At 43.6% G+C, this 24,864-nt stretch carries 23 protein-coding genes; 10 read left to right on the top strand and 13 right to left on the bottom strand.

Annotated elements, in window-relative coordinates:
• Nucleotides 1-185: 185 nt before the first annotated feature.
• A complete protein-coding gene (locus tag CLV59_RS12850) occupies nt 186-1,208 on the top strand; it encodes a phosphotransferase (RefSeq protein ID WP_111592452.1) in 1,023 nt (340 codons plus the stop codon).
• Nucleotides 1,209-1,442: 234 nt separating this feature from the next.
• Complete coding sequence (locus CLV59_RS12855) at nt 1,443-3,107, top strand: ArnT family glycosyltransferase (RefSeq protein WP_111592453.1); 1,665 nt, start codon at nt 1,443-1,445, stop codon at nt 3,105-3,107.
• A gap of 87 nt (nt 3,108-3,194) precedes the next feature.
• Here the strand turns inward: CLV59_RS12855 and CLV59_RS12860 are convergent, their stop codons facing one another.
• A complete protein-coding gene (locus CLV59_RS12860) occupies nt 3,195-4,091 on the bottom strand; it encodes a 2OG-Fe(II) oxygenase (protein WP_111592454.1) in 897 nt (298 codons plus the stop codon).
• A gap of 317 nt (nt 4,092-4,408) precedes the next feature.
• On the opposite strand from CLV59_RS12860, the gene CLV59_RS12865 reads away from it, so the two are divergent.
• Entirely contained in the window at nt 4,409-7,429 is a 3,021-nt protein-coding gene (locus CLV59_RS12865; protein ID WP_111592455.1) for a DEAD/DEAH box helicase, read from the top strand.
• 68 nt (nt 7,430-7,497) lie between these two features.
• On the opposite strand, the gene CLV59_RS12870 is transcribed toward CLV59_RS12865, so the two are convergent.
• The 4 genes from CLV59_RS12870 to CLV59_RS12885 all read right to left on the bottom strand — a co-directional run bounded on the left by CLV59_RS12870 (nt 7,498) and on the right by CLV59_RS12885 (nt 9,975).
• On the bottom strand, nt 7,498-7,977 hold the full coding sequence (locus tag CLV59_RS12870) for a hypothetical protein (RefSeq protein ID WP_111592456.1): 480 nt from the start codon (nt 7,975-7,977) through the stop codon (nt 7,498-7,500).
• A 10-nt stretch (nt 7,978-7,987) separates the two neighbouring features.
• A complete protein-coding gene (locus CLV59_RS12875; protein WP_111592457.1) occupies nt 7,988-9,073 on the bottom strand; it encodes an AI-2E family transporter in 1,086 nt (361 codons plus the stop codon).
• Nucleotides 9,074-9,125: 52 nt separating this feature from the next.
• The gene (locus CLV59_RS12880) at nt 9,126-9,491 is read right to left on the bottom strand and encodes a DUF2200 domain-containing protein (protein WP_111592458.1); all 366 of its coding nucleotides are present in this window, start codon (nt 9,489-9,491) and stop codon (nt 9,126-9,128) included.
• Nucleotides 9,492-9,561: 70 nt separating this feature from the next.
• On the bottom strand, nt 9,562-9,975 hold the full coding sequence (locus tag CLV59_RS12885; protein ID WP_111592459.1) for a VOC family protein: 414 nt from the start codon (nt 9,973-9,975) through the stop codon (nt 9,562-9,564).
• A 133-nt stretch (nt 9,976-10,108) separates the two neighbouring features.
• Between CLV59_RS12885 and CLV59_RS12890 the strand changes: the two genes are divergently transcribed.
• From CLV59_RS12890 to fusA, 3 genes are all read left to right on the top strand, one after another.
• Nucleotides 10,109-10,495 (top strand): DUF2750 domain-containing protein, encoded by a 387-nt coding sequence (locus CLV59_RS12890; RefSeq protein WP_111592460.1) that lies wholly within the window; start codon nt 10,109-10,111, stop codon nt 10,493-10,495.
• 31 nt (nt 10,496-10,526) lie between these two features.
• The gene (locus CLV59_RS12895) at nt 10,527-11,054 is read left to right on the top strand and encodes a hypothetical protein (RefSeq protein ID WP_146616185.1); all 528 of its coding nucleotides are present in this window, start codon (nt 10,527-10,529) and stop codon (nt 11,052-11,054) included.
• 572 nt (nt 11,055-11,626) lie between these two features.
• Nucleotides 11,627-13,663, top strand: a complete 2,037-nt coding sequence (gene fusA / locus CLV59_RS12900; protein ID WP_111592462.1) for an elongation factor G — start codon at nt 11,627-11,629, stop codon at nt 13,661-13,663.
• Here the strand turns inward: fusA and CLV59_RS28770 are convergent.
• Nucleotides 13,580-13,834 (bottom strand): hypothetical protein, encoded by a 255-nt coding sequence (locus CLV59_RS28770; protein WP_146616186.1) that lies wholly within the window; start codon nt 13,832-13,834, stop codon nt 13,580-13,582. The two genes, fusA and CLV59_RS28770, sit on opposite strands and share 84 nt — an antisense overlap.
• Nucleotides 13,835-13,848: 14 nt before the next feature.
• On the opposite strand from CLV59_RS28770, the gene CLV59_RS12905 reads away from it, so the two are divergent.
• The 3 genes from CLV59_RS12905 (at nt 13,849) to CLV59_RS12915 (ending at nt 16,733) form a co-directional block, all read left to right on the top strand.
• On the top strand, nt 13,849-14,826 hold the full coding sequence (locus CLV59_RS12905; RefSeq protein WP_111592463.1) for a phosphatidylinositol-specific phospholipase C: 978 nt from the start codon (nt 13,849-13,851) through the stop codon (nt 14,824-14,826).
• A gap of 111 nt (nt 14,827-14,937) precedes the next feature.
• Nucleotides 14,938-16,164, top strand: coding sequence for a glycoside hydrolase family 27 protein (locus tag CLV59_RS12910; RefSeq protein WP_211323842.1), 1,227 nt, complete (start codon nt 14,938-14,940; stop codon nt 16,162-16,164).
• 146 nt (nt 16,165-16,310) lie between these two features.
• Nucleotides 16,311-16,733 (top strand): winged helix-turn-helix transcriptional regulator, encoded by a 423-nt coding sequence (locus CLV59_RS12915; RefSeq protein WP_111592465.1) that lies wholly within the window; start codon nt 16,311-16,313, stop codon nt 16,731-16,733.
• Here the strand turns inward: CLV59_RS12915 and CLV59_RS12920 are convergent.
• Nucleotides 16,730-17,824 (bottom strand): hypothetical protein, encoded by a 1,095-nt coding sequence (locus tag CLV59_RS12920; RefSeq protein WP_111592466.1) that lies wholly within the window; start codon nt 17,822-17,824, stop codon nt 16,730-16,732. The two genes, CLV59_RS12915 and CLV59_RS12920, sit on opposite strands and share 4 nt — an antisense overlap.
• Before the next feature lie 154 nt (nt 17,825-17,978).
• Here CLV59_RS12920 and CLV59_RS12925 point away from each other — a divergent pair, with 154 nt between their 5' ends.
• Nucleotides 17,979-18,380, top strand: a complete 402-nt coding sequence (locus tag CLV59_RS12925; RefSeq protein ID WP_111592467.1) for a DUF5856 family protein — start codon at nt 17,979-17,981, stop codon at nt 18,378-18,380.
• Nucleotides 18,381-18,437: 57 nt separating this feature from the next.
• Here CLV59_RS12925 and CLV59_RS12930 read toward each other — a convergent pair whose 3' ends face one another.
• From CLV59_RS12930 to CLV59_RS12955, 6 genes are all read right to left on the bottom strand, one after another.
• Nucleotides 18,438-19,601 (bottom strand): hypothetical protein, encoded by a 1,164-nt coding sequence (locus CLV59_RS12930; RefSeq protein WP_111592468.1) that lies wholly within the window; start codon nt 19,599-19,601, stop codon nt 18,438-18,440.
• Nucleotides 19,602-19,670: 69 nt separating this feature from the next.
• Nucleotides 19,671-20,399, bottom strand: a complete 729-nt coding sequence (locus tag CLV59_RS12935; protein ID WP_111592469.1) for a polysaccharide deacetylase family protein — start codon at nt 20,397-20,399, stop codon at nt 19,671-19,673.
• A 12-nt stretch (nt 20,400-20,411) separates the two neighbouring features.
• A complete protein-coding gene (locus tag CLV59_RS12940) occupies nt 20,412-21,470 on the bottom strand; it encodes a hypothetical protein (RefSeq protein ID WP_111592470.1) in 1,059 nt (352 codons plus the stop codon).
• A 238-nt stretch (nt 21,471-21,708) separates the two neighbouring features.
• Entirely contained in the window at nt 21,709-22,722 is a 1,014-nt protein-coding gene (locus CLV59_RS12945; protein ID WP_245950861.1) for a zinc-dependent alcohol dehydrogenase family protein, read from the bottom strand.
• A 99-nt stretch (nt 22,723-22,821) separates the two neighbouring features.
• Nucleotides 22,822-23,907 carry a lysylphosphatidylglycerol synthase transmembrane domain-containing protein gene (locus tag CLV59_RS12950; RefSeq protein WP_111592471.1) on the bottom strand — a complete coding sequence of 362 codons (1,086 nt, stop codon included), beginning with the start codon at nt 23,905-23,907 and terminating at the stop codon, nt 22,822-22,824.
• Between the two features lie 72 nt (nt 23,908-23,979).
• Nucleotides 23,980-24,861 (bottom strand): YybH family protein, encoded by an 882-nt coding sequence (locus tag CLV59_RS12955; RefSeq protein WP_111592472.1) that lies wholly within the window; start codon nt 24,859-24,861, stop codon nt 23,980-23,982.
• Nucleotides 24,862-24,864: the final 3 nt, after the last annotated feature.

The following is a 24,864-nucleotide window of genomic DNA, read 5'->3' on the forward strand; positions in this document are numbered from 1 at the left end:
AGATTCATCAGAGGGTCCAAAGCAATATTAACATTCATTAACACTTTTGCAGGATCGGTTAACAGTTCGCGGGGAAGTAGACAAGTTAATGTTCCTTTTGCATCTCCCTTTGCAAGCTTAACCTAATGATCACCTCTGCCTTCCCTGAATTTTCACTACCTTGAGCTATATTCAACGAACATACCATGCTTTCTACTATTTACGAATATATCCCTGTATCGAAAAAAATACCGTTACAAACCGCCATTCAGCAAACGATCACTGAACCTGTGACTGCCGTGAAACTATTGACCGGCGGACTTTCCGATGCCACTGTATTTCTGATTACAACAGAGAGCCGAGATTATCTGCTAAAGCTAATTCCTGATCATGTCGACAAAAAAGGCCTGACAGAAAAATATCAACTCGCAGTAGGGGCGGGAGTGGCTCCCGGCTCTTACTACATGGATGATGCAATGGGGCTTTATATCACGGATTTTGTACGCAATCAACCGACACATACCGTCTTTTCCCCAACACAAACGGTCACGGAACTTAGTAGCCGTATCCGTGCTTTGCACCAGGCAGGACTCCCTGCCGACGCCAGGAAAACGGATGTAACCAAGATATTTGATCAAACTTTTTCATGGTATGCAGACAACGGTTTTCTGACCGGAACTGTCAAAGAAAATACCTTACTCCAATACGAACATATCAAAGCGGTTTACCCCTGGAATGATAGTGCTGCCGTATTCTGTCACAATGATCTCAACCCGCGTAACGTACTTTGTGATGGACAACGACTTTGGATGGTAGACTGGGATACTTCCGGAGTAAGCGACAGGTTCGTTGATCTCAGCATCGCTGCTATTTTCTTTGCTCCAATTGGGGAGCTGGAAGCATCCTTCCTTCATGCTTATTTCGAAGGCGATCCGTCTGCGGAACAACTGGCAAGGTTTAAAGTCCTGAAACAGTTATGCCGACTCGTATATGCATCCAAATTCCTGCAATTAGCCATGCAACAACAACCTGCAGATACGGAGTATAATCTGGACCCGAATGAAACTGACCTGCCAACAGTAGGGCAGCAGTTAAGAAGCGGCAGTTTGTCGATGGATACGCCTCAGGGACTATGGCTGTACGGAAAGGCTATGCTGAATGAAGCGCTGACCCGCATCAATGAAGATAGCTTCCAGGAATACCTGGATTGTTTGAAACAACAGCATTAATTTACATAAACAACGGCTGCCGCTAGCCTTAGACCAGCGCTTAAAGTATTGGCAATTATTTCCTGTATTGCAACTTTTAGCGCGGGTACAGGTTGGGGCAGCAGTTTTGTGCAGCTAGTTACACGAGTGGAACCAGACATTGTTATGGTAGGTATGCCTAACTGATATATTGATTTGCAAATGAGATGATATGCCCCTATATTTGTTTAATACATCCATTTACATAAGGGCAATATGCGTACAACCAAATTATCGAATATCCTATTGTTGGTAGTGATTGCAGCGCTTTTTTTCATTCCTTTTCTGGGTCGGGTTCATTTGTTTGATTGGGATGAGATCAACTTTGCAGAATGTTCCAGGGAAATGCTGAAACTGGACGATTATACCAGAATTTACGTCAATTTCAAACCCTTTTGGGAAAAACCACCAATGTTCTTCTGGATGCAGAGCGTGTCCATGAAAATATTTGGTATCAATGAATTTGCAGCGCGCCTTCCCAATGCGATCTGCGGTATCGTTACCCTGGTAGTCCTCTTCCTTTGTGGGTCAAAACTGTATGACAAAAAGTTCGGAATCTTGTGGGCGCTGGCTTTCGGTGGCTCCTTGTTCCCTAATATGTATTTCAAATCCGGCATCATCGATCCCTGGTTTAATCTGTTCATCTTTCTGTCTTTGTACTTTTTTATCCTATACCACTGGAAGCGAAATGGACTTCAAACAGAAGGACTACCTAAAAAACCGGTGTACTATGCTGTTTGGTCCGGGGTCTTCATGGGGCTCGCCATTCTCACTAAAGGACAGGTGGCCTTAATGGTATTCCTACTAGTATTAGGTAGCTACTTTGTCTATAACAAGTTCAGGATCTTTTTTGGCTGGGGACATGCCCTGTTGTTTTTAGTAGTCACCGCACTGGTGACGCTATCCTGGTACGGATACGAAACCGCAAAGAACGGCCCCTGGTTTATTACAGAGTTCCTGAAATACCAGTACCGTCTGTTTACCACTCACGATGCAGGCCAGGCGGGATTCTTCGGGTATCATTTCATCGTATTACTCATCGGATGTTTTCCGGCTTCTCTGTTCGCGATCCCCGCTTTCTTTAAAGGACGCTATACCAGTAAAGCTGATAAAGACTTTAAAATCTGGATGCTGCTGTTATTCTGGGTGGTCACTATCTTATTCACTATTGTACAGTCACGCATTATTCACTATTCCTCCATGGCCTGGTTCCCTATTACTTTCCTCGCCGCCTATTCCTTCTATAAATGGGACAGAAAGGAAATGGAGTACAAGAAATATGTAGGCGTATTGACGACAGTACTCGGTGGAATTATTGCCTTGGTAATACTGGCTGTGGCAGTGATAGCCCTTAATATTAAACAATTGATTCCTTATGTACACGATACTTTCGCCCAGGCTAATATGGCTGCTGATGTTAAGTGGAACGGATGGGAAGGAATAGTAGGCATCTTGCTGGTAGTCACTATTGTTGTAGGATTATGGCAGTTAAAAAAACAAGCCTACCTGAAGGCAGCTACTACTTATTTTGTTGGTACTGGCCTCGTAATTTTCCTGGCAGCGGCCATTATCGTTCCCAAAGTGGAAAAATACTCACAAGCAGCCGCCATCGAGTTTTTTGAGCAAAGACAAGGAGAAGATTGCTATGTTACCACATTAGGCTACTGGAGTTATGGCCCATTCTTCTATACGCACAAAGAAAAACCAGAGAATCAGCAATCTTATGATGAAGAATGGCTGCTGACAGGCAATATTGATAAACCCGTTTACTTTGTAACCAAAGTGGATAGGGTAGACAACTATAAAAAATACAACTTATTAAAAGAACTGTATCGTAAAAATGGATTTGTGTTCCTGAAACGAGAACTGTTATCCAAGTAAATACAGTACTGCTGAAAAGTAAAGTATAAAAGGCGTTGGAGTAGATTCCAACGCCTTTTATATTTTCTATTTCCAATGAATATACTGTTACTTTTTTCTGGAGAAGAACCGTAATACTTTACTCACGATTTTATCGTTGGAGCCAAGCATCCCTTTGATCTCCGTGTAAACCGCCACCATAGTATTGTCCAGCTTTACCATGAATTTCTTCCGACCTTCTCCTGGGCGTACCATATAATGCGTAGCTCTGCGGAAAGGCTGACTTTCCTCTGTGTAATAATACAATGCGATGGATCTTCTGTGCTTGTCCTCAGGACAGGTAGTGGGTTCCGGATGTCCATGGTAGGAGTCCGCATCTGTATTGAAAATAACACAGCGATTAAAGATCGGCAATACTTTCTTTTCGCATGCCTGCATTTTGGTATCCCAGAGCTCCAACTTACCACCCCATTCTTCTTCCCAGCCATGGTTGAGATAGACGAGTACGTTTACTCGCCTTTGCCAATGCCGATGGTGAGGATGTACGGTGAAATCTGCATGAATATTCAGATAGCCTCCGCGCTTGGACTGATGAATACCGCCTCCTTCCAGAAGATCGTCTTTCATGAGGCCCTTGATACCTGTTAATGTGCTGAGAAACTCGAGGAATTCTGGTGAATTCAGTTCATTAATGGTGCGCTTTATGGTAGTAGGTAGCCGATCAACGTTGTTTAATCCTGCCTTGTTTTCATTGTAATGAACATAATTGATCCAGCCATCGCCTTCATTCAATTGATCGAATTCCCGGGTGCACTCATGCAAAACAGCAGGATTCAGGAAGTTCTCTAATACAATATGCGGATATGGACTGGCTCCCTGGTAATCGCCGCTAAGCGTGGAGAGCTGAGCATTCCAATGATCATAGTCGAATAACTGATTGTTTTCAACTGTTTCCGTGATAGCTTGCTCTTTTTCAGTGAAAGAGCTTTGGTTTCCAAAAGACATATGATAAAGTATAAGTATTTATCAGTTCGAACACTCTTGGCCTCAGAATTTGCCTGAACTTGAAGTCACTTATCCCCGATGATTTTCTAAGGAGTTTTGAGGTAAGAATAAATATACCAATTTTTATGGTCTCATTTATAGGTTATTATCCGCTTAACAGGTGCTTAACCTTTTTATCATATTCGAGGCCTTAATAAGGATCACATACGATATGTAATATGTTGAATATTTATAATTCGTATTTCTTGATGAACCCCGGCCAACTTTGTATATTTGACGCTGATCTGTATTCTATCAACCCTCATCGCTGAAGAACTATGAAGCTCAATACCTGGCTTGCTTACTGGAAGAAAAGTTTAATGGATGCCCTTTCCATTGATATCGATATCGAGAAATTAAAATATTTTGAACTCGAACATTTCCATATACACTCTACAGAAATCCTACAAACCGACCTTGTAAATAAACTGATTGATGCAGAGGAACAACGGGTTAACAAAAAGAAAGGAGTCTCCATCAGGGACAGTGAGAACTGGACTACCCTGGAAAGTGCAATAGTACTCATCGCACCCTTCAAATTGATGCCATTGCCGGAACGTACGATCTTCCTGAGAGATAAAAAATCAAAATTTCCCTTTTGGTATTATGCCAGACTTAACCGCAATGGCACACTCAGTTTACCGGAAGACTTTTTCCCCCTTTTTCAAAGAAAGTACCTGGAACCATTGGCCGATGAAAAAACGGAATTCATTTTTAGTACGGTAGAAAAAGTAGATGCAGCAGCAGCTACAGGAAAAGAAGCCTACAGGAATTTCACAGACTATATTCAATACATTGAAAACGTATTTAAGCTAGTCGTAGATCAAACGATTGAAAATTACGTAACGGAGGGTTTTGCCACAGTGACCAACGGCTTAATACTCCTGCCTGATGAGGAGATGGCTGCTGCCATCAGTATCATTGAATTGTATGAGAAAATATTAAAGAGAGACAAGATCCCCTCTCTGCTGACAGACTTCATTACGCTTAATAATGATGTCAGTCGCGCACCTGTCTCTGTAGATAAACTCATATCTGCCAATCATCTGCATATGGGACAAATGGGATTCAACTTCCCGCTGTCCATCTCCCAACGGAAAAGTCTTTATACCTTCCTCGGCGCTGAGGATAAAGTATTCGCCGTTAATGGTCCTCCAGGTACCGGAAAAACAACCTTGTTGCAAAGTATAGTGGCCAATATGATGGTGGAAAGCGCTATTAAAGGACAAGACCCTGCCATTATACTCGCATGCTCCACCAATAACCAGGCAGTTACCAATATCATAGAGAGCTTCTCCAAGTCAAATACCCAACCAGGGCCGCTCCAGGGAAGATGGTTGCCGGAAGTAAACGGCTATGCAACATACCTCCCTGCTGCCAGTAAAACACCCACTGAGCTAAAAGATATCAACTATAAGAAATTAAGTGGGGAAGGCATTTTCAGTAAACTGGAACAGCCCGATTATTTATATACGGCAAAAAATTATTTTCTGGAGAAGGGTCACGCCTATTTTTCCTCACCATTGCTGGATATCCAGGCGATCGTCGAAAAATTGCAACAAAGACTATCAACCCTCCAAACATCGCTGCAACAAGCCTCCACAATATGGGAAGCATATCAATCTGTAGCAATAGATTTTAATGCATCCTACTGCCACGCATATACGGAGCAATCAGACTACTATTCTGAAGGAATGTTGACAGAAACTGCCTTTGGAAGAGATCTTACCGCACTTTCTTCCCTGGAAAAGGAAGTAGTATCTTATTTCCGGAATGAATCTGTTTTCCGGAAACTGGGCTGCTTTCTGCATATTCCGGCATCCTGGAGGAAACGCGCATCGGAACTACGTATTGTATTGCGCGATTCTCTGATTCCTACTCCAACCGACTTTTCCTATGTTCAACAGGACATTTTAGAGAAGATTGACCAGAAAATAAACTTCGCCAAACATGCTGTCAAAATAATAAAGGAATGGAATCGCTGGAAAGCCACACATGCCATTAAAGGCAATCCTCCTGCAAACGAAACAGCGTATTGGGAAAAAGAATCGTTCAAAATAATGGGATTAAGAAACAATGACAGGACCGCCTCCAGCCCGAATTGTTTTTATGATGAACTGGATGTTTCGGTGAGACACGAAGCATTCCAACTGGCGCTCCACTATTGGGAAGGGAGATGGCTCCTGAAGTTGGAAGAAGACCTGAACACGGATATTTTTACTGGAAACAATGAAGAAAAAGCAAAGAACAGATGGTTGCGCCAGGCCATGATTACCCCATGCTTTGTTAGTACCTTTTATATGTCGCCCAAGTTTTTCAATTCTTCCCGGTTCCTGCAAAAATCGGATAGAGGAGTCCCCTTATTTGATAACGTTCCGTTGTATGGATTTATAGACTTATTAATTGTAGATGAAGCAGGACAAGTAGCGCCGGAAGTAGGAATCGCTACATTCGCATTGGCCAGACGAGCAGTGGTAGTAGGCGATGTGAAACAAATTGAACCCGTTTGGAATATCACCCCCAAAATGGATGTGGGGAATCTGAAGAAGGGTGGTCTAATTCGCGATTATAATGACCTTGTTTACGAAAAGGTTTTCGATCCGAAGGGCTTTCTGGCCTCCACCGGAAGTATTATGAAAATGGCCCAGAATGCATGCTGTTACCAGGAAGAAGGACTGGCCGAAAAAGGGGTATTGCTGGTGGAGCATCGCCGTTGCTATGATGAAATTATCAACTACTGCAATGAACTGGCATATAATGGCCTGCTAAAGCCGCTAAAAGGGAAAAGTATTCCGGATAACCCTTTCCCGCCCATGTTTTGCATACATGTGGAAGGGAATTCCAACACTTCCAGCAGCAGTAGGTATAATATGCAGGAAGTAACGGCTATCACTGACTGGTTAATCGCCAACCGGCAGAAAATTGAACAGAAGTATGGGCGCCTGGAACAGGCGGTTGGGATCATTACGCCATTTGTTGGACAGAAGAATAATCTGATCTATGCTTTAAAGGAGGCGGGATTTGATACCTCCATCCTGAAATTAGGGACTGTACATGCATTGCAGGGGGCAGAACGCCCTATCATCCTCTTTTCCATGGTATACGGGAAAGGTGATGCCGGCACCATGTTTTTTGACCGGGATAATAAGCCAAATATGCTCAATGTAGCCGTATCCAGAGCACAAGACAGCTTTATCGTATTTGCCAATACGGCTATATTCAACAAACAGCAAAGAACCCCTTCGGGTATTTTATCCAATCATGTAAAATTTATAACGGAGAGACACTTGCCCAACTAATGGAGCAACTGTCTGCAGCCTGCAGGTATGTCATCTGCAGGCTGATTACTGCTACCGGAGCAACCCCGCTAATTTATCTCCAGTTGATTCACCATTCTGATATATTCATACTGCAGGTCATCATGCAGACTATCTATTGCCTTTACTGATTTCTTCAGCAGCTGCATGTATATGTTCTGGATCTGGGTATTCCGGCTGCTCACCATATGGGAGTCCTTCATTTTCTGGCATATGTACAACAGCAGTTCCGCTTCTGTCTCCTTATCGCCTACATAGCGTATATACTTGTTAGTTAGTCGGATAGTTTTTCTCAACCTCTTCTTAGCCAGGTAGGATTTATCCCGGTCTATTTCGTTAAACGCCTCATCAATTTCCTCTTTGACAGCGTTTACATAGGCAGGAAGATCATCCGCTTCGAAGAGGAGATAGGTGAGCAGCTCTTTGTTGTCGGCCTTGAATTTCGCCAGTCGCAAACATAAGGCCATCAAACTGGCCGGTGGTAAGGTTTGTAATTCTTTCTTGATATCGCTGATAGATGCGGATTTCATGCACACTCAATTATTCTCCTGTTTGGGGTTCGCTTTTCCCTGCCAACCAGGAATTAAATACGGTATAAAATACAGCCATGATAATGGCGCCTTTGAAAATTCCTGTAAATCCCCACGCCGCCAAACCTCCTACTACACCCAGGAATAATACAAGAAACGGCAATTTACCACTTTTCGCTATCAATAAAGGTTTTAGAATAGCTTCTCCTATCTGTAAGCCGACGCCATAGATGACGAGGAATAAGGTAGTACCGGGATGCCCTTGCGTAGCCATCCAGATCATTATCGGAATCCATATCACCAGCGGACCTATCTGGATTAACACCACAAAGAAAACCAATGCTGATAATCCCAATGCAAACGGCACCCCACCAATAACAAATCCAATCCACGATACAATTCCTGTAATAAATGCAGTACCCATCACCCCAATAGATACTCCTTTAACAGCCATGATAGTGGCTTCCAATAGTTCCTGTCCATCCTTTTTACCTAGCAAATGCTGAATGGTGGACCGAACCGGCCTCACCGCATTTTCTCCTCCCACCAGAAAGAAGGCAGAGATGATAATCCCGATTATCAACTGCAACGCGGCGCCAATCACTTCAATGCCACTACTGAGTACATATCGGATCACTACGCCGGCTTGCCGCTCGTGCCCTGATATCGCAGTGTGTGGGTTGGGGTTTTCCCGCAGGCTCTGCCAATAGGAGTTAATATCCGGACCTAAATATGGAATATTGATTAGCCAGGGCGGTAAAGTAGGTAGCCCATTTTGGCGGGTATCATTGATCCAGTCAACGATTTCACGCATGTGCGCGCTGATGGCACTGATAATGTAGGTGACGGGAAGGGCAATGACTGCAACAATAATAATCGTATAAAAAACTGCCACCAGTTTGCGCCGTCCTCCCATCTTCACTACCATTCTCTCAAAAAAGGAATGGAAAGACACCGAGAATATCAGTGCAAAAGTGAGTACTCCAAAAAAGATATGCAATACCTTATAAAGCGCTATCAATAAGCCCAATAACAATAGCAATACCAGAACGGTTTCGATGAGATTCCTGGACCCCCGGCGAAAGTACACATTCATACGCGGTATAATTCTGTGGTATGAATTTACGACTTATCTCTGATTGCTAACGTTACACAGTTCTTAATATCTTCTCCATTTTTCTGCCCTTGGCCAGCTCATCTACCAGCTTGTCCAGGTACCGCACCTGCTGCATGAGCGGATTTTCAATCTCCTCCACCCGAACCCCGCAAATAGTACCAGTAATCAGATGGACATTGGGATGTAATGTGGCCTGCTGGAAGAACGTTTGAAAAGTCGCCTTCTCCTGGATAAGCGCATCCAGTTGCTTTTCGTCAAAACCCGTCAGCCACTGAATAACCTGGTCTAACTCCTCCTTGGTTCTACCTTTCTTTTCTACCTTGGCCAGATAAGATGGATATACAGATCCGAAAGTCATTTTCGCAACACGTTCAATTTGTTTTTCATCAGTATTCATACTAACTAAATTAACAATTTATCCTTTTGCAGGGAACAAATTCCCATCAACAAGAGATCCATGATGGACATTACAGGAATGCTCCTTTATTATTTTCATTGGGCTGTAATAAATCCCACCTGTTGCCGTATAAATCTTCAAATACTGCAACTGTGCCATAAACCTCTTCTCTCGGCGGTCTGAGGAAGCTAATATGTTTGTGGAGCATATCGTTATAATCCCGCCAGAAATCATCTGTGAACAAAAAGAGAAATACCCTGCCACCTGCCTGATTGCCAATACTGGCCATCTGCGCTTCATCAGTTGCCTTGGCAAGTAGAAGACAGCATTCGCCTGCTCCTGGCGGAGCTACTAATACCCACCTCTTATCAGCGGTTAATGTTGTATCTTCTACTAGTCGGAAGTTTAGTTTTTCTGTATAAAATTGTATAGCTTCATCATAATCTTTTACAATTAAAGCTATATGCCCGATTCTTTGTTTCATATGCCGCTAGAGGTTAGTGTTAATGAAGATAAAATAATAAATTTATGCTATTGTATCTCTGGTGCATCATATCAAGCCAACATGCAAATAGAATGGTTGTTAGGTAAGATAGGCTTAATGAAATAATACATCTATGAAGAAAATTTCACAGCAAGAACTAGAAAAAGTGATGGCCCTGCCTCCATTCGACAGGTACAAATATACCGTCAAATGGATCGCCGACGGAGAAGTAATATTTATCCTGGAGAATAATGCTGCACTGGCTATGGGACAACTAGATGAACATAAGGTAATACCCATTTGGTCTGCCGCCGAATATGCAGCATTATCTAAAAGTGGAGACTGGTCTGATTTTGAAGTAAAATCAATCTCCCTGGAAGCGTTCGAAAATACGTATATACCTATCATCGCTGAAAATAACTACCTCCTGGATGTATTCCCATTAGGCGATAAATCAGGATTCGTTGTAACGCTGGGCGAGTTTCTGCGCGATTTAGATGATGAACTGAGTAACTACTGATAGCCATACTGTCTTACATTCAATAATGACTATGAATAAACCTGTATTTAAGAACATCCTGCTCATCGCAGCTGCGATCCTTACGTTGGTGTTGGTTAAAGTGGTGGTAAGATTCGCAAACCCAAAAGATAGAGCAATGGCTGCCAATAACCGGGTATCTCAAGCTGCATACAGCTTTCAGGAAACACAGGCTCAATGGAAAGCACTGGAAAAATACATTCAGGAAGCCGAAGAAAAAATGATAAGCATGGGGATTAATCCTGATTCTATCCATACCCCCGATCGGCAAAGCTTTGTAACCCTTAAAGATCATATACAGTTATATCATATCGTCAGTGATACGCTCTGCATTGAACTGTCCGACTATATACAAAAGAAAGACGCCAAAAATATTGGCGTATATATTTCCCGGTTACTTCATAATGATTCAATAGCGGTCATCCGGGTCATGAACAAAGATGCTTCCATACAAGATATGTGGACAGATTCGCACGGATACCCAATTGATGTACAGTTTACCAAACGATATTATGACCTCCATCAAAAAGGGCTCCGTTGAATAATGGACGCAACCTGGCAACCATTATTTTTAATCGTTTCATAGTAGGGATAAATTGACTATTGATCATTCACAAAAAGACTAATTCCTTACACCTCACCAAGTAGAAAAGTTGGAAGGCCGCGTACTACGTGTCTCCCTACAAAATTTGTTTTTGATATATTTTATTTATAAATTTGTATCCTCATTTATACTACTATGTATACAAACATCACATATCGTACAGCGCGTAACGCAAGTACTGTCATCAGGGCAGTAATTGCAAGTACCTGTATCGTCTTAATTTAAGACGGGGAGCAGCCTTGCACCCAGATATGATTGATAAATACTCCCCATTCCTTTTCCTTTCATGGTGAAATTGATGACCTTGCTAACGCATGGAGTATTACTGCTGTATCCCCTTATTATTCAATCCAATTGTTTACATCATTTTATTAATAGCAATATGCGCCTGAACATCAAAACTTTGATCATCGTAATTACCAGAATAGTCCGGTAACAGGATAGCATTTGCTTATAACAAAGGGCCTCCGTTACCAAACGCGAGGCCCTTTTTTTATCAATAACTTCATATGAAACGTTTATCTCTAAATAGGAATATAGGAATAATGGCCCATGTCGATGCCGGTAAAACTACTGTCACTGAAAGAATGCTGTATTACACCGGACTTACACATAAAATGGGAAGTGTAGACGAAGGAAATACCGTAATGGACAGCGATCCGCAAGAAGAGAAACGTGGTATTACCATCTCTTCCGCGGCCATCACTACCTACTGGAAGGACCATCAGATCAATATCATTGATACTCCCGGACACGTGGATTTCACTGCCGAAGTGGAACGCTCTCTGCGCATACTCGACGGCGGTATCGTGGTTTTCTGCGCCAAATCAGGCGTACAGCCACAGTCGGAAACAGTATGGCGGCAAGCAGATAAATACGGCGTTCCAAGAATTATTCTCATTAATAAAATGGATAGACAAGGGGCCGACTTTAACCGCGTGCTGAAAGAGGTACGCGACGTACTGCATACCAATGCAGTGCCTGTTCAGTTACCTATTGGCGCGGAAGATAATTTCAGCGGTATCATAGACCTGATCAACATGCAGGCCGAGGTTTGGAATAGCGAAGATGGTAAACAATATGATATCGTGGAGATACCTGCCCACCTGCTACAGGATGCTCTCCAGGCACGGCAACATTTACTGGAAGAACTATCCCTGCTGGATGAACAGATCTTCGAAAAATATACGGAAGATCCGCTGCAAATAACAGCAGATGATTTGTATCGCGCTATCAGAAAGTCTACTTTAAACAGTACTCTAACGCCGGTACTGGCTGCTGCGGCATACCGGAATAAAGGTGTGCAACCATTGCTGGACGCCGTAGTTGCCTATCTGCCTGCGCCGGAAGATATCAAAACCATCCATGTGATGGAGCCTGAGCAGGAACTGACAGTAGATACCGAAAGTCCGCTGACAGCCCTGGCCTTTAAAATCATGACTGATGAATTCGCAGGTAAATTAACGCTCGTCAGAGTATATACCGGCATACTTCGTACAGGCGATACCGTATGGAACAGCCGAACCGGTAAACGAATGAGAGTAAGTCGCTTGCTACGCATCATGTCCGATAAATTTGAACAGGTGGAAAGCATCGAAGCCGGCGATATAGGCGCAGTGGTAGGTATGAAAGATGTTCGTACCGGCGACACGCTGTCCGAAGGCAACCAGCCTCTACTCTTGGAACAGATTAGCTTCCCGGAACCAATGATCGGTTATGCCATCGAACCGAAATTGACGAAAGATACCAACAAGCTGGGAGAGGTACTTGCCAGACTCCTGGACGAAGATCCTACCTTACAAGTGAGTGTGGATGAGGTATCCGGACAAACAATTCTCAAAGGAATGGGAGAACTGCATCTGGAAGTGGTGATGGAAAAAATGGCGACGCACTATCAACTGGAAGTCAATAAAGGACAACCGCAGATTGCTTATAAAGAGCTGTTTACCACCACGGTTACTCATAAAGAAGTGTACAAAAAACAAAATGGTGGTTCCGGTAATTTTGCAGCCATCGAATTTGAAATCGGTCCCCGTGAAGACGGCCAGTCAGGGCTCGAATTCGTGAACTCGATCAGTGGCGGGGCTATCCCTAAGGAATTCATTCCTGCGGTCCAGAAAGGCTTTGAATCTGCCATGAAAACAGGCATCCTCGCAGGATACCCTATGCAATCTATGCGGGTACGCCTGGTAGATGGAAGTATACATGATAAGGATTCCCATGCATTGGATTTTGAACACGTTGCACTATTAGGTTTCAGACATATTGCACAACAGGCGCATCCCAAACTACTGGAACCCATCATGGATGTGGAAGTTACTTTGCCGGAAGAATATACCGGCGTCATCACCGGCGATCTGAACAGAAGACGCGGTATCATCCGACACATGGAAATGAAAGGAAATACCCAGGTGATTAAAGCAGAAGTGCCTCTGGCTGAACTATTTGGCTATGTGACCACTTTAAGAACGCTCTCCTCCGGAAGAGCCGCTGCCGCAATAACCTTCTCCGGTTACCAGGTAGCGCCGGCAAGCGTAGTCGTTTAATGTATCAACAGGAATACCCGGTGGTTCCTGCTCATTGGAACCACCATACAAGGAAAGGATTGATTGCTCAGCAGTCAGTCCTTTCCTTTTTATACTGCTCCATTTTTTCAGCGGTAATGTTATGTCTGTGTTAAGGGTAGTTACACGAAACTTTTCATGTGACTTATTCATATAAATCCTATTATATGAAAAGAACTCCCTTATTTTTCCCATTGGGATTAGCCCTCGTTGCTATGTCTTTCGCAGGATGTAAGAAAGACGAGGTTTCCTTGCAACCGCTGCCTACAGCCAAAACCGCTGCGATCGCAGGTAATGTTAACCTGGCGGCAGTTAGTCTCACTGGCTGGATGACACAGTTATCCGATAACCTGTCTGTATCGGCTATTTCTATCCCTGGAACGCATGATTCAGGGGCCCGCTTTGAACCTATCGGCGGAACGGCCAAATGTCAGAACCTCACGATTGCAGAGCAGTTAAATGCGGGTGTACGTTTCCTGGATATCAGGTGCCGTCACATCGACAATGCCTTTGCCATTCATCATGGTTCTATCTATCAGAACATGAATTTTGATGACGTATTGAATGCGGTGATCTCTTTCCTGAACAGCAATCCCGGCGAAACTGTCATCATGAGCGTAAAGGAAGAATACGATGCTTCCAATACCTCGCGTTCCTTTGAGGCTACCTTCGATACCTATGTACAGAAAAATCCTTCTAAATGGTACCTCGATGCCACTATTCCTACCCTGGGCCAGGTAAGAGGTAAGATCGTATTATTGAGAAGATTCGGCGCAGCTGCCACCCCTAAAGGTATTGCCGCTACTAACTGGGCAGATAATACCACCTTCTCTATCAGTAACCCAGGCGCAAATCTGCGCGTACAAGATCAGTACCAGGTACCAGACAACAATGTAAAATGGACTAACCTGAACAACCTGTTCACAGAAGCTAAGAACGGCGATCAAAGCGTACTGTATGTAAACTTCGCCAGTGGCTACAAACCATTGATCTTCGGTATTCCAAGCATCACTTCTGTTTCAGATAACATTAATCCTAAACTGGATACCTATTTTGGTACGAGTAGCCATGCCCGTTATGGCGTTATTCCAATGGATTTTGTAACGGCCGACAGAGCGACCAAAATTCTGAACACTAATTTCTAATCTTTTCTACTGCATTCCCTGGTCAATCATGGGCCGGGGAATGCTCCTGATTTCCTGTTATAAATCCTTCCAAACTATTGCTATATTTAATCCCTTAAAAAAACAGGAACAGTGAAATTACTTAAAACCGCTTTGATAGCGTGCTCCACGTTTATTTGTCAGATAGCAGCTGCACAACAATATTCTTCATGGGATTCCCTCGCCCTGACGCCGCCGATGGGCTGGAACAGCTGGAACTTTTTCGAAGGAAAAGTAAGTGAAAAAGTCATTATGGACATGGCTGATGCCATGGTGTCCAACGGTATGAAAGCCGCCGGATATCAATATCTTGTTATTGACGATTACTGGGTAGGTGGCCGCGACAGAGAAAACAAGTTATTCCCGGATACACAACGGTTCCCACATGGTATGAAATACCTGGCGGATTATGTACATAGCAAAGGATTAAAAATTGGTATTTATTCCGACGCGGCTACGCTCACCTGCGGTGGCGTCACCGGGAGCTACAATTTTGAAGATCTCGATGCCAAAACTTTCGCCTCCTGGGGAATAGACTATCTGAAATATGATTACTGCAATGCGCCGGAAGATGTCAACACCGCTTTCTGTCGCTATTACAAAATGGGAGAGGCGTTAAAGCATTCCGGCAGACCTATCGTATACGCTATCTGCGAATGGGGACAGCGCAAACCCTGGCTCTGGGCAAAAGCGGCAGGCGGGCACCTGTGGAGAACCACCTGGGATAGTCGCGATATCTGGGAATCAAAAAATAAAGATCTCACCGGTATCATGGATATATTCAATCAACAGGAAGGTCTGGCTAATTATGCTGGCCCTGGTGGCTGGAACGATCCGGACTTGTTAATGGTTGGACTATATGGCAAAGGTTCCTCTTCTTCCGTAAACGGACGTTTTAAAGGCTGTAATTTCACGGAATACCGTACTCACTTTGCATTATGGTGTATGCTGGATGCGCCGCTGATGTTGAACCTGGATCTCACAAAAATGGAGGCCGATAACCTGAGGTTATTGACAAACAAATACCTCATCGGCATCAACCAGGATGAATTGGGCAAACAAGCCACCACCATACTGCGTAAAGGAGATATACAGGTACTGTCTAAACCGCTTAAAAACGGTGGCATCGCGATTTGTGTATTCAACAGATCAGATAAACCTGCGACCGTAAACTACCAGATCAAAAAAGACCTGAATATATGGCAACCAGTGAATGCCTTTGATGTATGGAAAGAGAAAGAAACCCGCAAGGCAGTTACCCTGGAAAGTAAACTGGAAGGGCACGACTGTGCAGTATATATCTTATCAAAGGCCGACTAGATAATTATCCACTAAAATATATGCAATTAAAAAAATGGCTCCTGAAATAGGGAGCCATTTTTGTTATACCGGGCCATAAAGAATGCAGTAGATAATATTTACCTTCAGTTTATTCTCTTAACTTAGAATTCGTAAACGGATTTAACATGCCCTCAAATGAAATGCTTGCCGGAGGTCCGGTGCAACATGTACTACAGTTTATCGGTGGAAAATGGCAGATGAGCATTCTTTGGCATCTGCGTACCGGAAAGCTGCGATTTAATGCGATAAAGGAGGCGTTGCCGGGCCTAAGTGAGAAAGTCCTGACTGCCAACCTTAAATTCTTCGAGGAGAAAGGTATCATCCAAAAACAGATCTTCGCAACCATGCCTCCCAAAACAGAATACTCGCTCACCCCAGAGGGCCTGACCCTAATGCCCGTCATCGAAAAAATTCTCTTATGGGGGTATACGCATCTACATGAAAAAAATATATCCAGTGATACTTTATTTACGCCGAACACTACATTAGAAGATCTGCCAATAAAATATGACCTGCCCGCCAAAACCGGCGATAACCTGTTTATTTAACCCAGTTGAAATACCTGCACTTCTTTTCCGTTTGTCTTCAACATCAGGCCAGTGGCCACATCATAATGATCAATCTGGATAGATTTATCCTGAAGTAATACATGGCCGGATGTGGAAATGATTACTACGCCCAGTTCTGCCGAGTAGACCACAAATGCGCCCAAATGATTATTGTATCTCATTTCAGCAGCTACAATGTTTATACCGTGCACGCCTATACGCTTACTCAGTTTCGCTTCATTGCCTGCCATTTCAAATAATTGGATTTCGTAATAGTCTTTTTCATATGCGATCTTATCCTCCTCATCCTTCTCTGATTCTTCCGTAAAGCAATGGCAAGTGATGGCAACTGTCTGATCGTCTACCCAACACATTGCCCGATAGCTGTGGTCCATCACTGCTACATGGATCTCCTTTATACGGCTGTTCTGAATGAAATCTTCTATGTCGTATACATTATAACATCCGAAAGAACCCCATACCCAGCCATTGCTAAGAAAATACTTCCCATTCGGAGAAACCGACAATGCCCCAAAGAAGTAATCGTATGGCCTGGGCCATGGCAGCTTGTTATTGTCTTCATGTGTTTTGTAGAATTCCAGGTGCTTTTCTTCTGCATCTTCTGTAATCAGCGATTTAGCGGCAGTTAATAGCTGTCGGGTATCCAGATTCATGATTTGTAGATGATTCCAGGCTTTGCTGTAAATGATATGCGGTATTCCTTCCGGATTCCTAAACAGCGCGATAGGAAAGGAGGTAATATTAGCATGATAATCTTCCCGGTGCAGATGCAACGCAGAATAGTTACCCGGATAATGAATATAACCATGGGTCTTGAAATCGTTTACCACTACGGTAATCTCATCCAATGTATAGACGGCGCTGGTTGCAGCAGGATCAAACCCGCCATCCGTATAACTGAAATAATCTTGAATAGTAAAGGAAGACAGCCAGCGCTCGTTCCTGAAATCATACCTGCAAACCTGGCCAGTCTTTAAGAGGAAAACCAACTCGTTACTGTTGGCGATTCCAGCTGCTGAAATATCTTGTTCACTATGTACGGTTTTATGATAGATGGAATTTATTTTCATAGGGATTCGTCTTATTTTTTTCAAATATAATCAGGTTTTTAATTCTTTGTTTAATCATGTCGGAGGCCGCTATGGTACTGCATAAACGAACAAATATGGCATGATACCTGTTTCAAAAAGAAAGTATTATTCACGCGCAGAAAAACATATTTTTATGAGTACACATACAGTTAAGGAGGTAAAGAAATCCACAGAGGTTTCTGTAGGTGAGTTTCTTGGAATAATGTTCTCATTCAATAGCAGTCTGAAGCTTTTGCATTGGGATGTACAGGGGAAAGGAAGCTATGCCGCGCATATTGCATTGGACCAGGCCATTCATGATATGAGGAAAGTTACAGATCGCCTGGTAGAGACCACCATTGCTGCTCAGGGAGAAATGGAAATCATTATTCCTGAAACCAGACGCCCCAAAGAAGCAATCGCTTATATAGAGGGCTTCTACACTGTGGTGGATGCTAAACGCGACCTCTTCCACGAGCAGTTTAGTCAATCCATTATAGACGATTATCAGGAAGCTATTAAGCAACTGTTATTCCGATTGAAACGCCTGCAATAAAAAATATTTGAACCCCTGAGACTGCCCTGGAATGCAATATTTCAGGGCAATGCCATTTTATGTAAGCCTGGCCTCCCGGATCAGTTGTATCGTTTTCTCTTTTACATTCCTGGTAGCTGTAGCATACTCCAGTAGGGATTGCCCATTTTCATTTCTTAAGCTACCCAGTTTACGTTTATGCGTTTTTAAAAATGGCGCCAGCAGATATACTTCATTTCTCCGTACAAGCTCAAAGATGATATCGGGAATATCCTGTATTATTATGGCAGTTAACCAGTGAGGCCCTTGTGAAAAATAGGTTTTGAATGTTTTCCTGCCGGTAGTTGTACCGGAAAAATTATTGATCATGGCTTTCAATGCGTCCGGAGTGAGGTATTTTTTCCATGAATGTAGAAAAGGTTGCAACAACTCATGTTCATATGGAAAGAACAGCGGAAGCCATGGAGCCTTTTGCTGACCCAAATCCCAGGCTAAGGTACCGATATCCCACCACCAGCGTTCCCGACTCCATTCATTATATGGGATAAAACCTAGGCTCGCCATGGCCATACTCACTTTATCATGGAAAGGAGCAACGGCTGTATAGTCGCCATACCCGTTCCCATACAAACAGGTAAACAAAACATACGGATCAAATTGACTGTATTTTTCGGCTACTGCTGTTGGTGTTTCGATGAGCCAGTAAAAGATCTTGTAGCAAGCCTGATAATGTTCCTGCGTATTAACGCCGTTGCTGCTATCGCTCAATCCCCATGAGAGAAAAACGAGGATCAACTCCAGCGCAGTACATCCGCCATTCCCTACATATGCCTTCTGATGATAGATGGCTGCATCTGCAATAATGGACAAACGAATAATCTCTACAACAAAAGGTAAATCTGCTATGTCTTTCACTGCCGGAATATCCTGGATCAAGTCCGCAAGGTTATAGCCTTCCAGCTCTGGCTGATCCAGCGTGCTGGCAGATGCCCCCTGTAGATATAATTGTTGCAGCTGTCCGAGGATAGCCCGGATATCAGGCTTCTCTACGCTTTGAAAATATTTGAAAAGTGATTCTTCAAAAATATGAACTACCTGCTGGTCCAGTATGGCAGCGGTTTTGGCGTCCAGGGTTTTTCTAATACTTGCCCAGGCGGCCTTTTCTTTTTCGAGGTTTTTCTGTTCTCTTTCCAGTTCCTGTTTGGCCTGGATAAGAGTAGATATGGAAAATGTGACAATCATTGGGTTAATAAAGCTAATTGTATGTTTACATAAATACAAATATAGACGATTTAAACTTTGATTAACCATCTATTCCCCCATAAATACGGCCATCTTACGCTGTAATGCAGGACCCGATAAACGTCCGTCCACCATCATTCTGGGAATGGTGTATAAGCCATTGCGCCGGGGGGCGCCCAGTTGAAAGGCCGCTTTGTAGCCGCTGCTTTTCAGGTGACTGATCATCGTATCATTCCATTCTCCATAAGGATAGGCAAAGTACAGTACCGGTTTTCCAATTATCTTTTCCAGCTGTTGTTTGGGAGCATCCAGTTCTTTTTTCCAATCCATTTTTCCGGAAGGGCGCAGAAAAGGGTGGTCCCAGGTATGTGCGGCAATCACATGGCCGCGGTCGGAGAGTAGTTTCACTTGTGCTGCTGTCAGGTAACCATGTTTTCCTAAGGGGATCGTCATTACAAAGAAAACGCCTCTGAAACCATAATGACGAAGAAGAGAATCGGCTATAGAGAAATGCTCCTCGTGTGAGTCGTCAAAGGTAATCATGAATGTTTTGGGAGACACGTGTCTCCCTGACTGCATATATTTCACCAGATCATCCGGCAGCATCGTGTGATAGCCGCTATCGGCGAGGGATTTTAACTGTGCATTTAACTGATCCCTGGTAATATGCATTATATTACTCTTGACGCCATTCCCCAGATGTATGTTATGATAACAGAGAATGGGTATAAGCGTTTGTGCATGGCTGTTAGTACAAATAGAAAAACAGGCTATCAGTAAAATGAGAACGTTTTTCATTTGCTATAGTTTTTACTGATACTGAATATAGACGGGTTGTGGAAATAATTCCAGCACTTCGGCCGGTTCCATCAGATGGCCGCCATAATCAATATCATTCTTATAAAATAATTTGAATCCTGTGAACTGGACTGGTTGCCCGGCAATCCAGTACTGATAAGAGCCTTTCTTCTTCGCCACGCCGCCGAATCCATCCATATCCATGACCACCTGAACCGTTGGGAGAGGCTTTATATTCTTGTAATTAGTTACCATGCCTTCCGTAAAACGATGTACCACCAATATTTTCGGGCTCAGATGATTTGTTTGCACCAATGTATCCAGCCAATTGATGGCGTAGTTAATGTCTGCTGCATCCATTGTACCGATGGTGGTGCAGGGCGGCCTGCGGTTTTTCATGGAATATTCCGGATCTATTCCCACATGTACATTCGGAAGTAACAGGTACTTTTTTAGTAAGGGCAGTTCTTCCTGTACAGAACTCCATCCTGGCTGAATATCCAGGAAAACCAACGCTTGGGCGCTATCTGCCAGTTGCAGTACCTTTTCTATTTCGCTGCCGGGCATCCGTAACCGGTATTTCCCGTCTTTGCCGGGATTAGACTGAGCGGTAACTGCAATATAGTGCAGGGCGGGTATGACCGGCAGGGTGCTGTCTGCCAACTGCCATTTCTCTACTTCTGCTGTTAATTGTGCCAGCATACTGTCTGCCGGCTTCCTTCCAAGTATACCCATTTGTGGCGTGTACAAATTACCGTAGAAGGCAACAATCCGGTGATAAGGGAGCAGCGCTCCCTGTAGTGGATATTCCGCTTTAACCGGCCACTTATTGTTGGGTTGTTCATGCGCTAAATGCAGTAAAAGCGCATTGTATCTAGCCGTATCCTGTACCATACTGGTGTCTTTACTGACGCCAGCGACAGGGGGAGATGGAGGCGTTTTGGGGTATTGAACCAATTCAGTCGGTGTCTTTTTTGAAGAACGGATAAGAATCGTCTTAACAATAACATAGGTTATTAGCAAGACAGCAGCAACGATGAATATCCTCCAGATGAATTTATTCCTGTTCATTTTGTAGCTTGATTATTTTCCAGCGCGACTTACAATCCCCTCCTGATAAACAGGGTGATGGAATGTCCCCGAAGGCCTAACATTAGATTTTCTTCTTGGGGATCGAACACCTTTCCTCCTAACAGTTGAGCATGTTTATTGGTTTTAGAATTGTCAATCTTACAGTGACAAAAGTGGCGCTGCATGGGCAACAATTCCTGAATATCACCAGGATCGTTTGGTATTATTGGGCGAATAATCACATTACCAGCACCGCGGCTCCGCTGAAAGCGCCATTTCGCAGGGCTGTTAAAGCTTCGTTGGCAGCAGATAAGGGAAAACACTGTACTTTGGTCATAACTGGTATTTGAGGCGCAATCTCAAATAACCGACGACCATCTTCCCTGGTGAGATTGGCCACTGAACGGATACTACGTTCCTGCCAGAGTGCACTGTATTTAAACCCTGGTATATCGCTCATATGAATACCGCCACAAATGACAGCTCCTCCTTTGTCCAGATGAGAAAGCGCTATCGGTACCAAAGATCCGTCTGGCGCAAAAATAATAGCAGCATCCAACAGTATGGGCGGCGCGACAAGAGAACTGCCTGCCCAGACGGCGCCCATCTCCATCGCAAATAATTCTCCTTTCCCATCATGAGGTTTTGTAAATGCATAGATCGATTTATACTGATAATGGGCAATTTGTGTAATAATATGCGCTGCTGCGCCAAATCCATATATTCCAATATTAATGGCATGTTCCGGCAGCATATGCCAGCATCTGTATCCAATCAGTCCTGCGCATAGCATGGGTGCGCCGCCAGGATCGGCATACATAGCAGGAAGATCAATGCAGAAATCTTCCCAGGCCACCAGGTACTCTGCATAGCCGCCGTTTACAGTATATCCCGTGAATAGTGCATGCTCACAGAGGTTTTCCTGCCCTTGTGTGCAATATTTGCAATGCCCACAAGTATGTGCCAGCCAGGGTATGCCCACCATCCGACCCGTAGTCATCTTTTTAACGCCCGGACCAGTCAATACTACTTCGCCTATCACTTCATGCCCAGGTATTAACGGTAACATGGAAGTGGGCAGCTCGCCATCCACGATATGCAAATCTGTTCTGCATATGCCGCAGGCTATTACCTTGATTAATACCTGCCCCGTACCCGGAACCGGTGTAGGCAATGTTTTCAGCGCCAAAGGTTGCCGAAGTTGATCCAGCACCATTGCCTGCATGGTATTGGGAATTGCAATGGAACTCATAGAAAACAGGTTTATGATATAATAACACCAATCTGAAATAAACAGTTTCAAACTAAACATAGGTTCAGTTTGATTGGAGGATATGTTCAGCAATTCATTTTAACTTGAAGCTACCTCCGCTGAGGCATCATTTTCCTCCTCCCTATCAGAATATGCCATTGCATATTTCCTTTGTTCACTCCGGAAAAGTATAAAACCGACTGGCATCGGTAACCAGAAAGAAAGCAGCCTGTATATTAGGGTAACCACTATTGATGTGCCAAGGGGGATGCCGAGACTATGAAGAAAGAACACCATACTGCTTTCATAAAGAATCAGTGCTCCGGGAGATACGGGTAAAATGGAAATAATTCTGGTACATAAAAATGCCAGCAAAACGATGAACCCTTGAATGGAATAACCTAGTCCGCGAAATAGTGCATATACGGTAAAACTATCCGCGAAGATCATCAGTAACTGAAATAATATAGCAGTTATAATGTGCTTTTTCGGCTGTTTTTGAATAACACTTCCATGAATACCAGTTTGCAGGAAACTGCCGGATAATTTTTCACGGATAAATTTTATACGGCTTATCCGGCGGTAGATGCCAGCAAGGAATTTTTTTCTTCCTACCATCAGCATACCTATACTGAGCAGGAGAAAAATTCCTATTCCGGCAGCCAACGTAATAGGAATGATATGTGGCGTTGCACGCACGAAAAGAAAGAAACCAATCAGCGAGCCGATGATCAATATTTCCAAAGCGGCATAATAACAAAGCATTTCAATAATGATCAGTGCAAGTATATCCGTAACAGGAATATTGAATCGCTTAAGAAATCTGAATATAAATGTATTGCCACTAATACCCCCACTGGGTACAGTTTGATTAAAAAACAGGGAGATGACAGTCGCTTTGATTAACTCGCCCAATCTGGGCATTGAATGGGCCGGATATTCCTTTAATAATGCATGGTACACCAATGCGGCGAATAGATAGGTGAGTAATTGGGAGCAGATAGCTATCGCCAGCCAGCGGATTTCCACTTTCTCCAACAACTGCAGATCCTTCTTTATCTCAGGGAAGAAATAAATGATAAGCAGCACCGCGAACACCATGAAAACGCATGTCCATATCCAATAAGAAGACCTGATATGTTTACCAGTAGAGGGCGACTTCGGATGGTGGGGAAGAACAGACATTTTCGTATATGTTTGCCCTCATGAAATTACGAAATACGCATGGAACCAACCTGGATGGGTATGCTTAGGTACTTAATCATGTACAACCATCTGTCGGAATAACTTATAATCGCCATTGGCGGCCTTCTTCCAGATATTGATGCTTTTCCCGTTTACGCTGCCAAATTGCCCATGTACATGGTAGTATCCATTGACAATGACATACATTCCCAGGTCCAGCAGACTGGAAATATTAATAGTAACAGTATCTTTTTTTACTGCCGGATTTTCATGCGCGATATAATAGTCATTGATGGCAATTTTTCCCATCATCATATCCTCATAATAAGGCATGTAAATGGCATCTTCTGTGTATAGATCCGCCATAGCGGCTCCGTTTCCGGAATATACATGCTGCTCAAACAGGTGATTCTTTTCGTATAGCCGGTCCAGTACTTTTCCTTTAGGGGGTGTCGGTATTCCTTTCGGAGAGATATTGAGTTTCGGCAGTACGGCTCTTGAAATATCCGTTACGGAGCCTTGAATCTGCGCAATCAGTAAGGGATGATCCGGCTTCGATATATCCCATACATGCAGGTATTTTGTACGGTATTGATAAGGCTGATTTCTACGATACAACACGGTAGCAGAAGCGTGCCCAATCTCTACCAGGTAACCATTTAATACCTGGATATCTTTAATCTCATGACTGCAGTTACTCAGTGTTACGGAATCGAGCCAGGAGCGGACGTATGTTTCGATATTGGGTTTCCCATAGGCGGCGCCGTTATATTCCGGCATCAATACGGCTTTATTGCTATAATAACGCATGATGCCAGGAATGTCCCGGGTAGCCCAGGCATTATCCAGCTCTTCTTCCACTCTATGAAGCAGGGAACGATATACGGTGTCCTGTTGGGCACAGACAATGGCGGTATGCAATATTAGTCCTATCGTTATGACCAGGTAGCGCATAGG

It is taken from the genome of Chitinophaga dinghuensis, from assembly GCF_003259435.1.
GTDB classification, from domain to species: Bacteria; Bacteroidota; Bacteroidia; order Chitinophagales; family Chitinophagaceae; genus Chitinophaga; species Chitinophaga dinghuensis.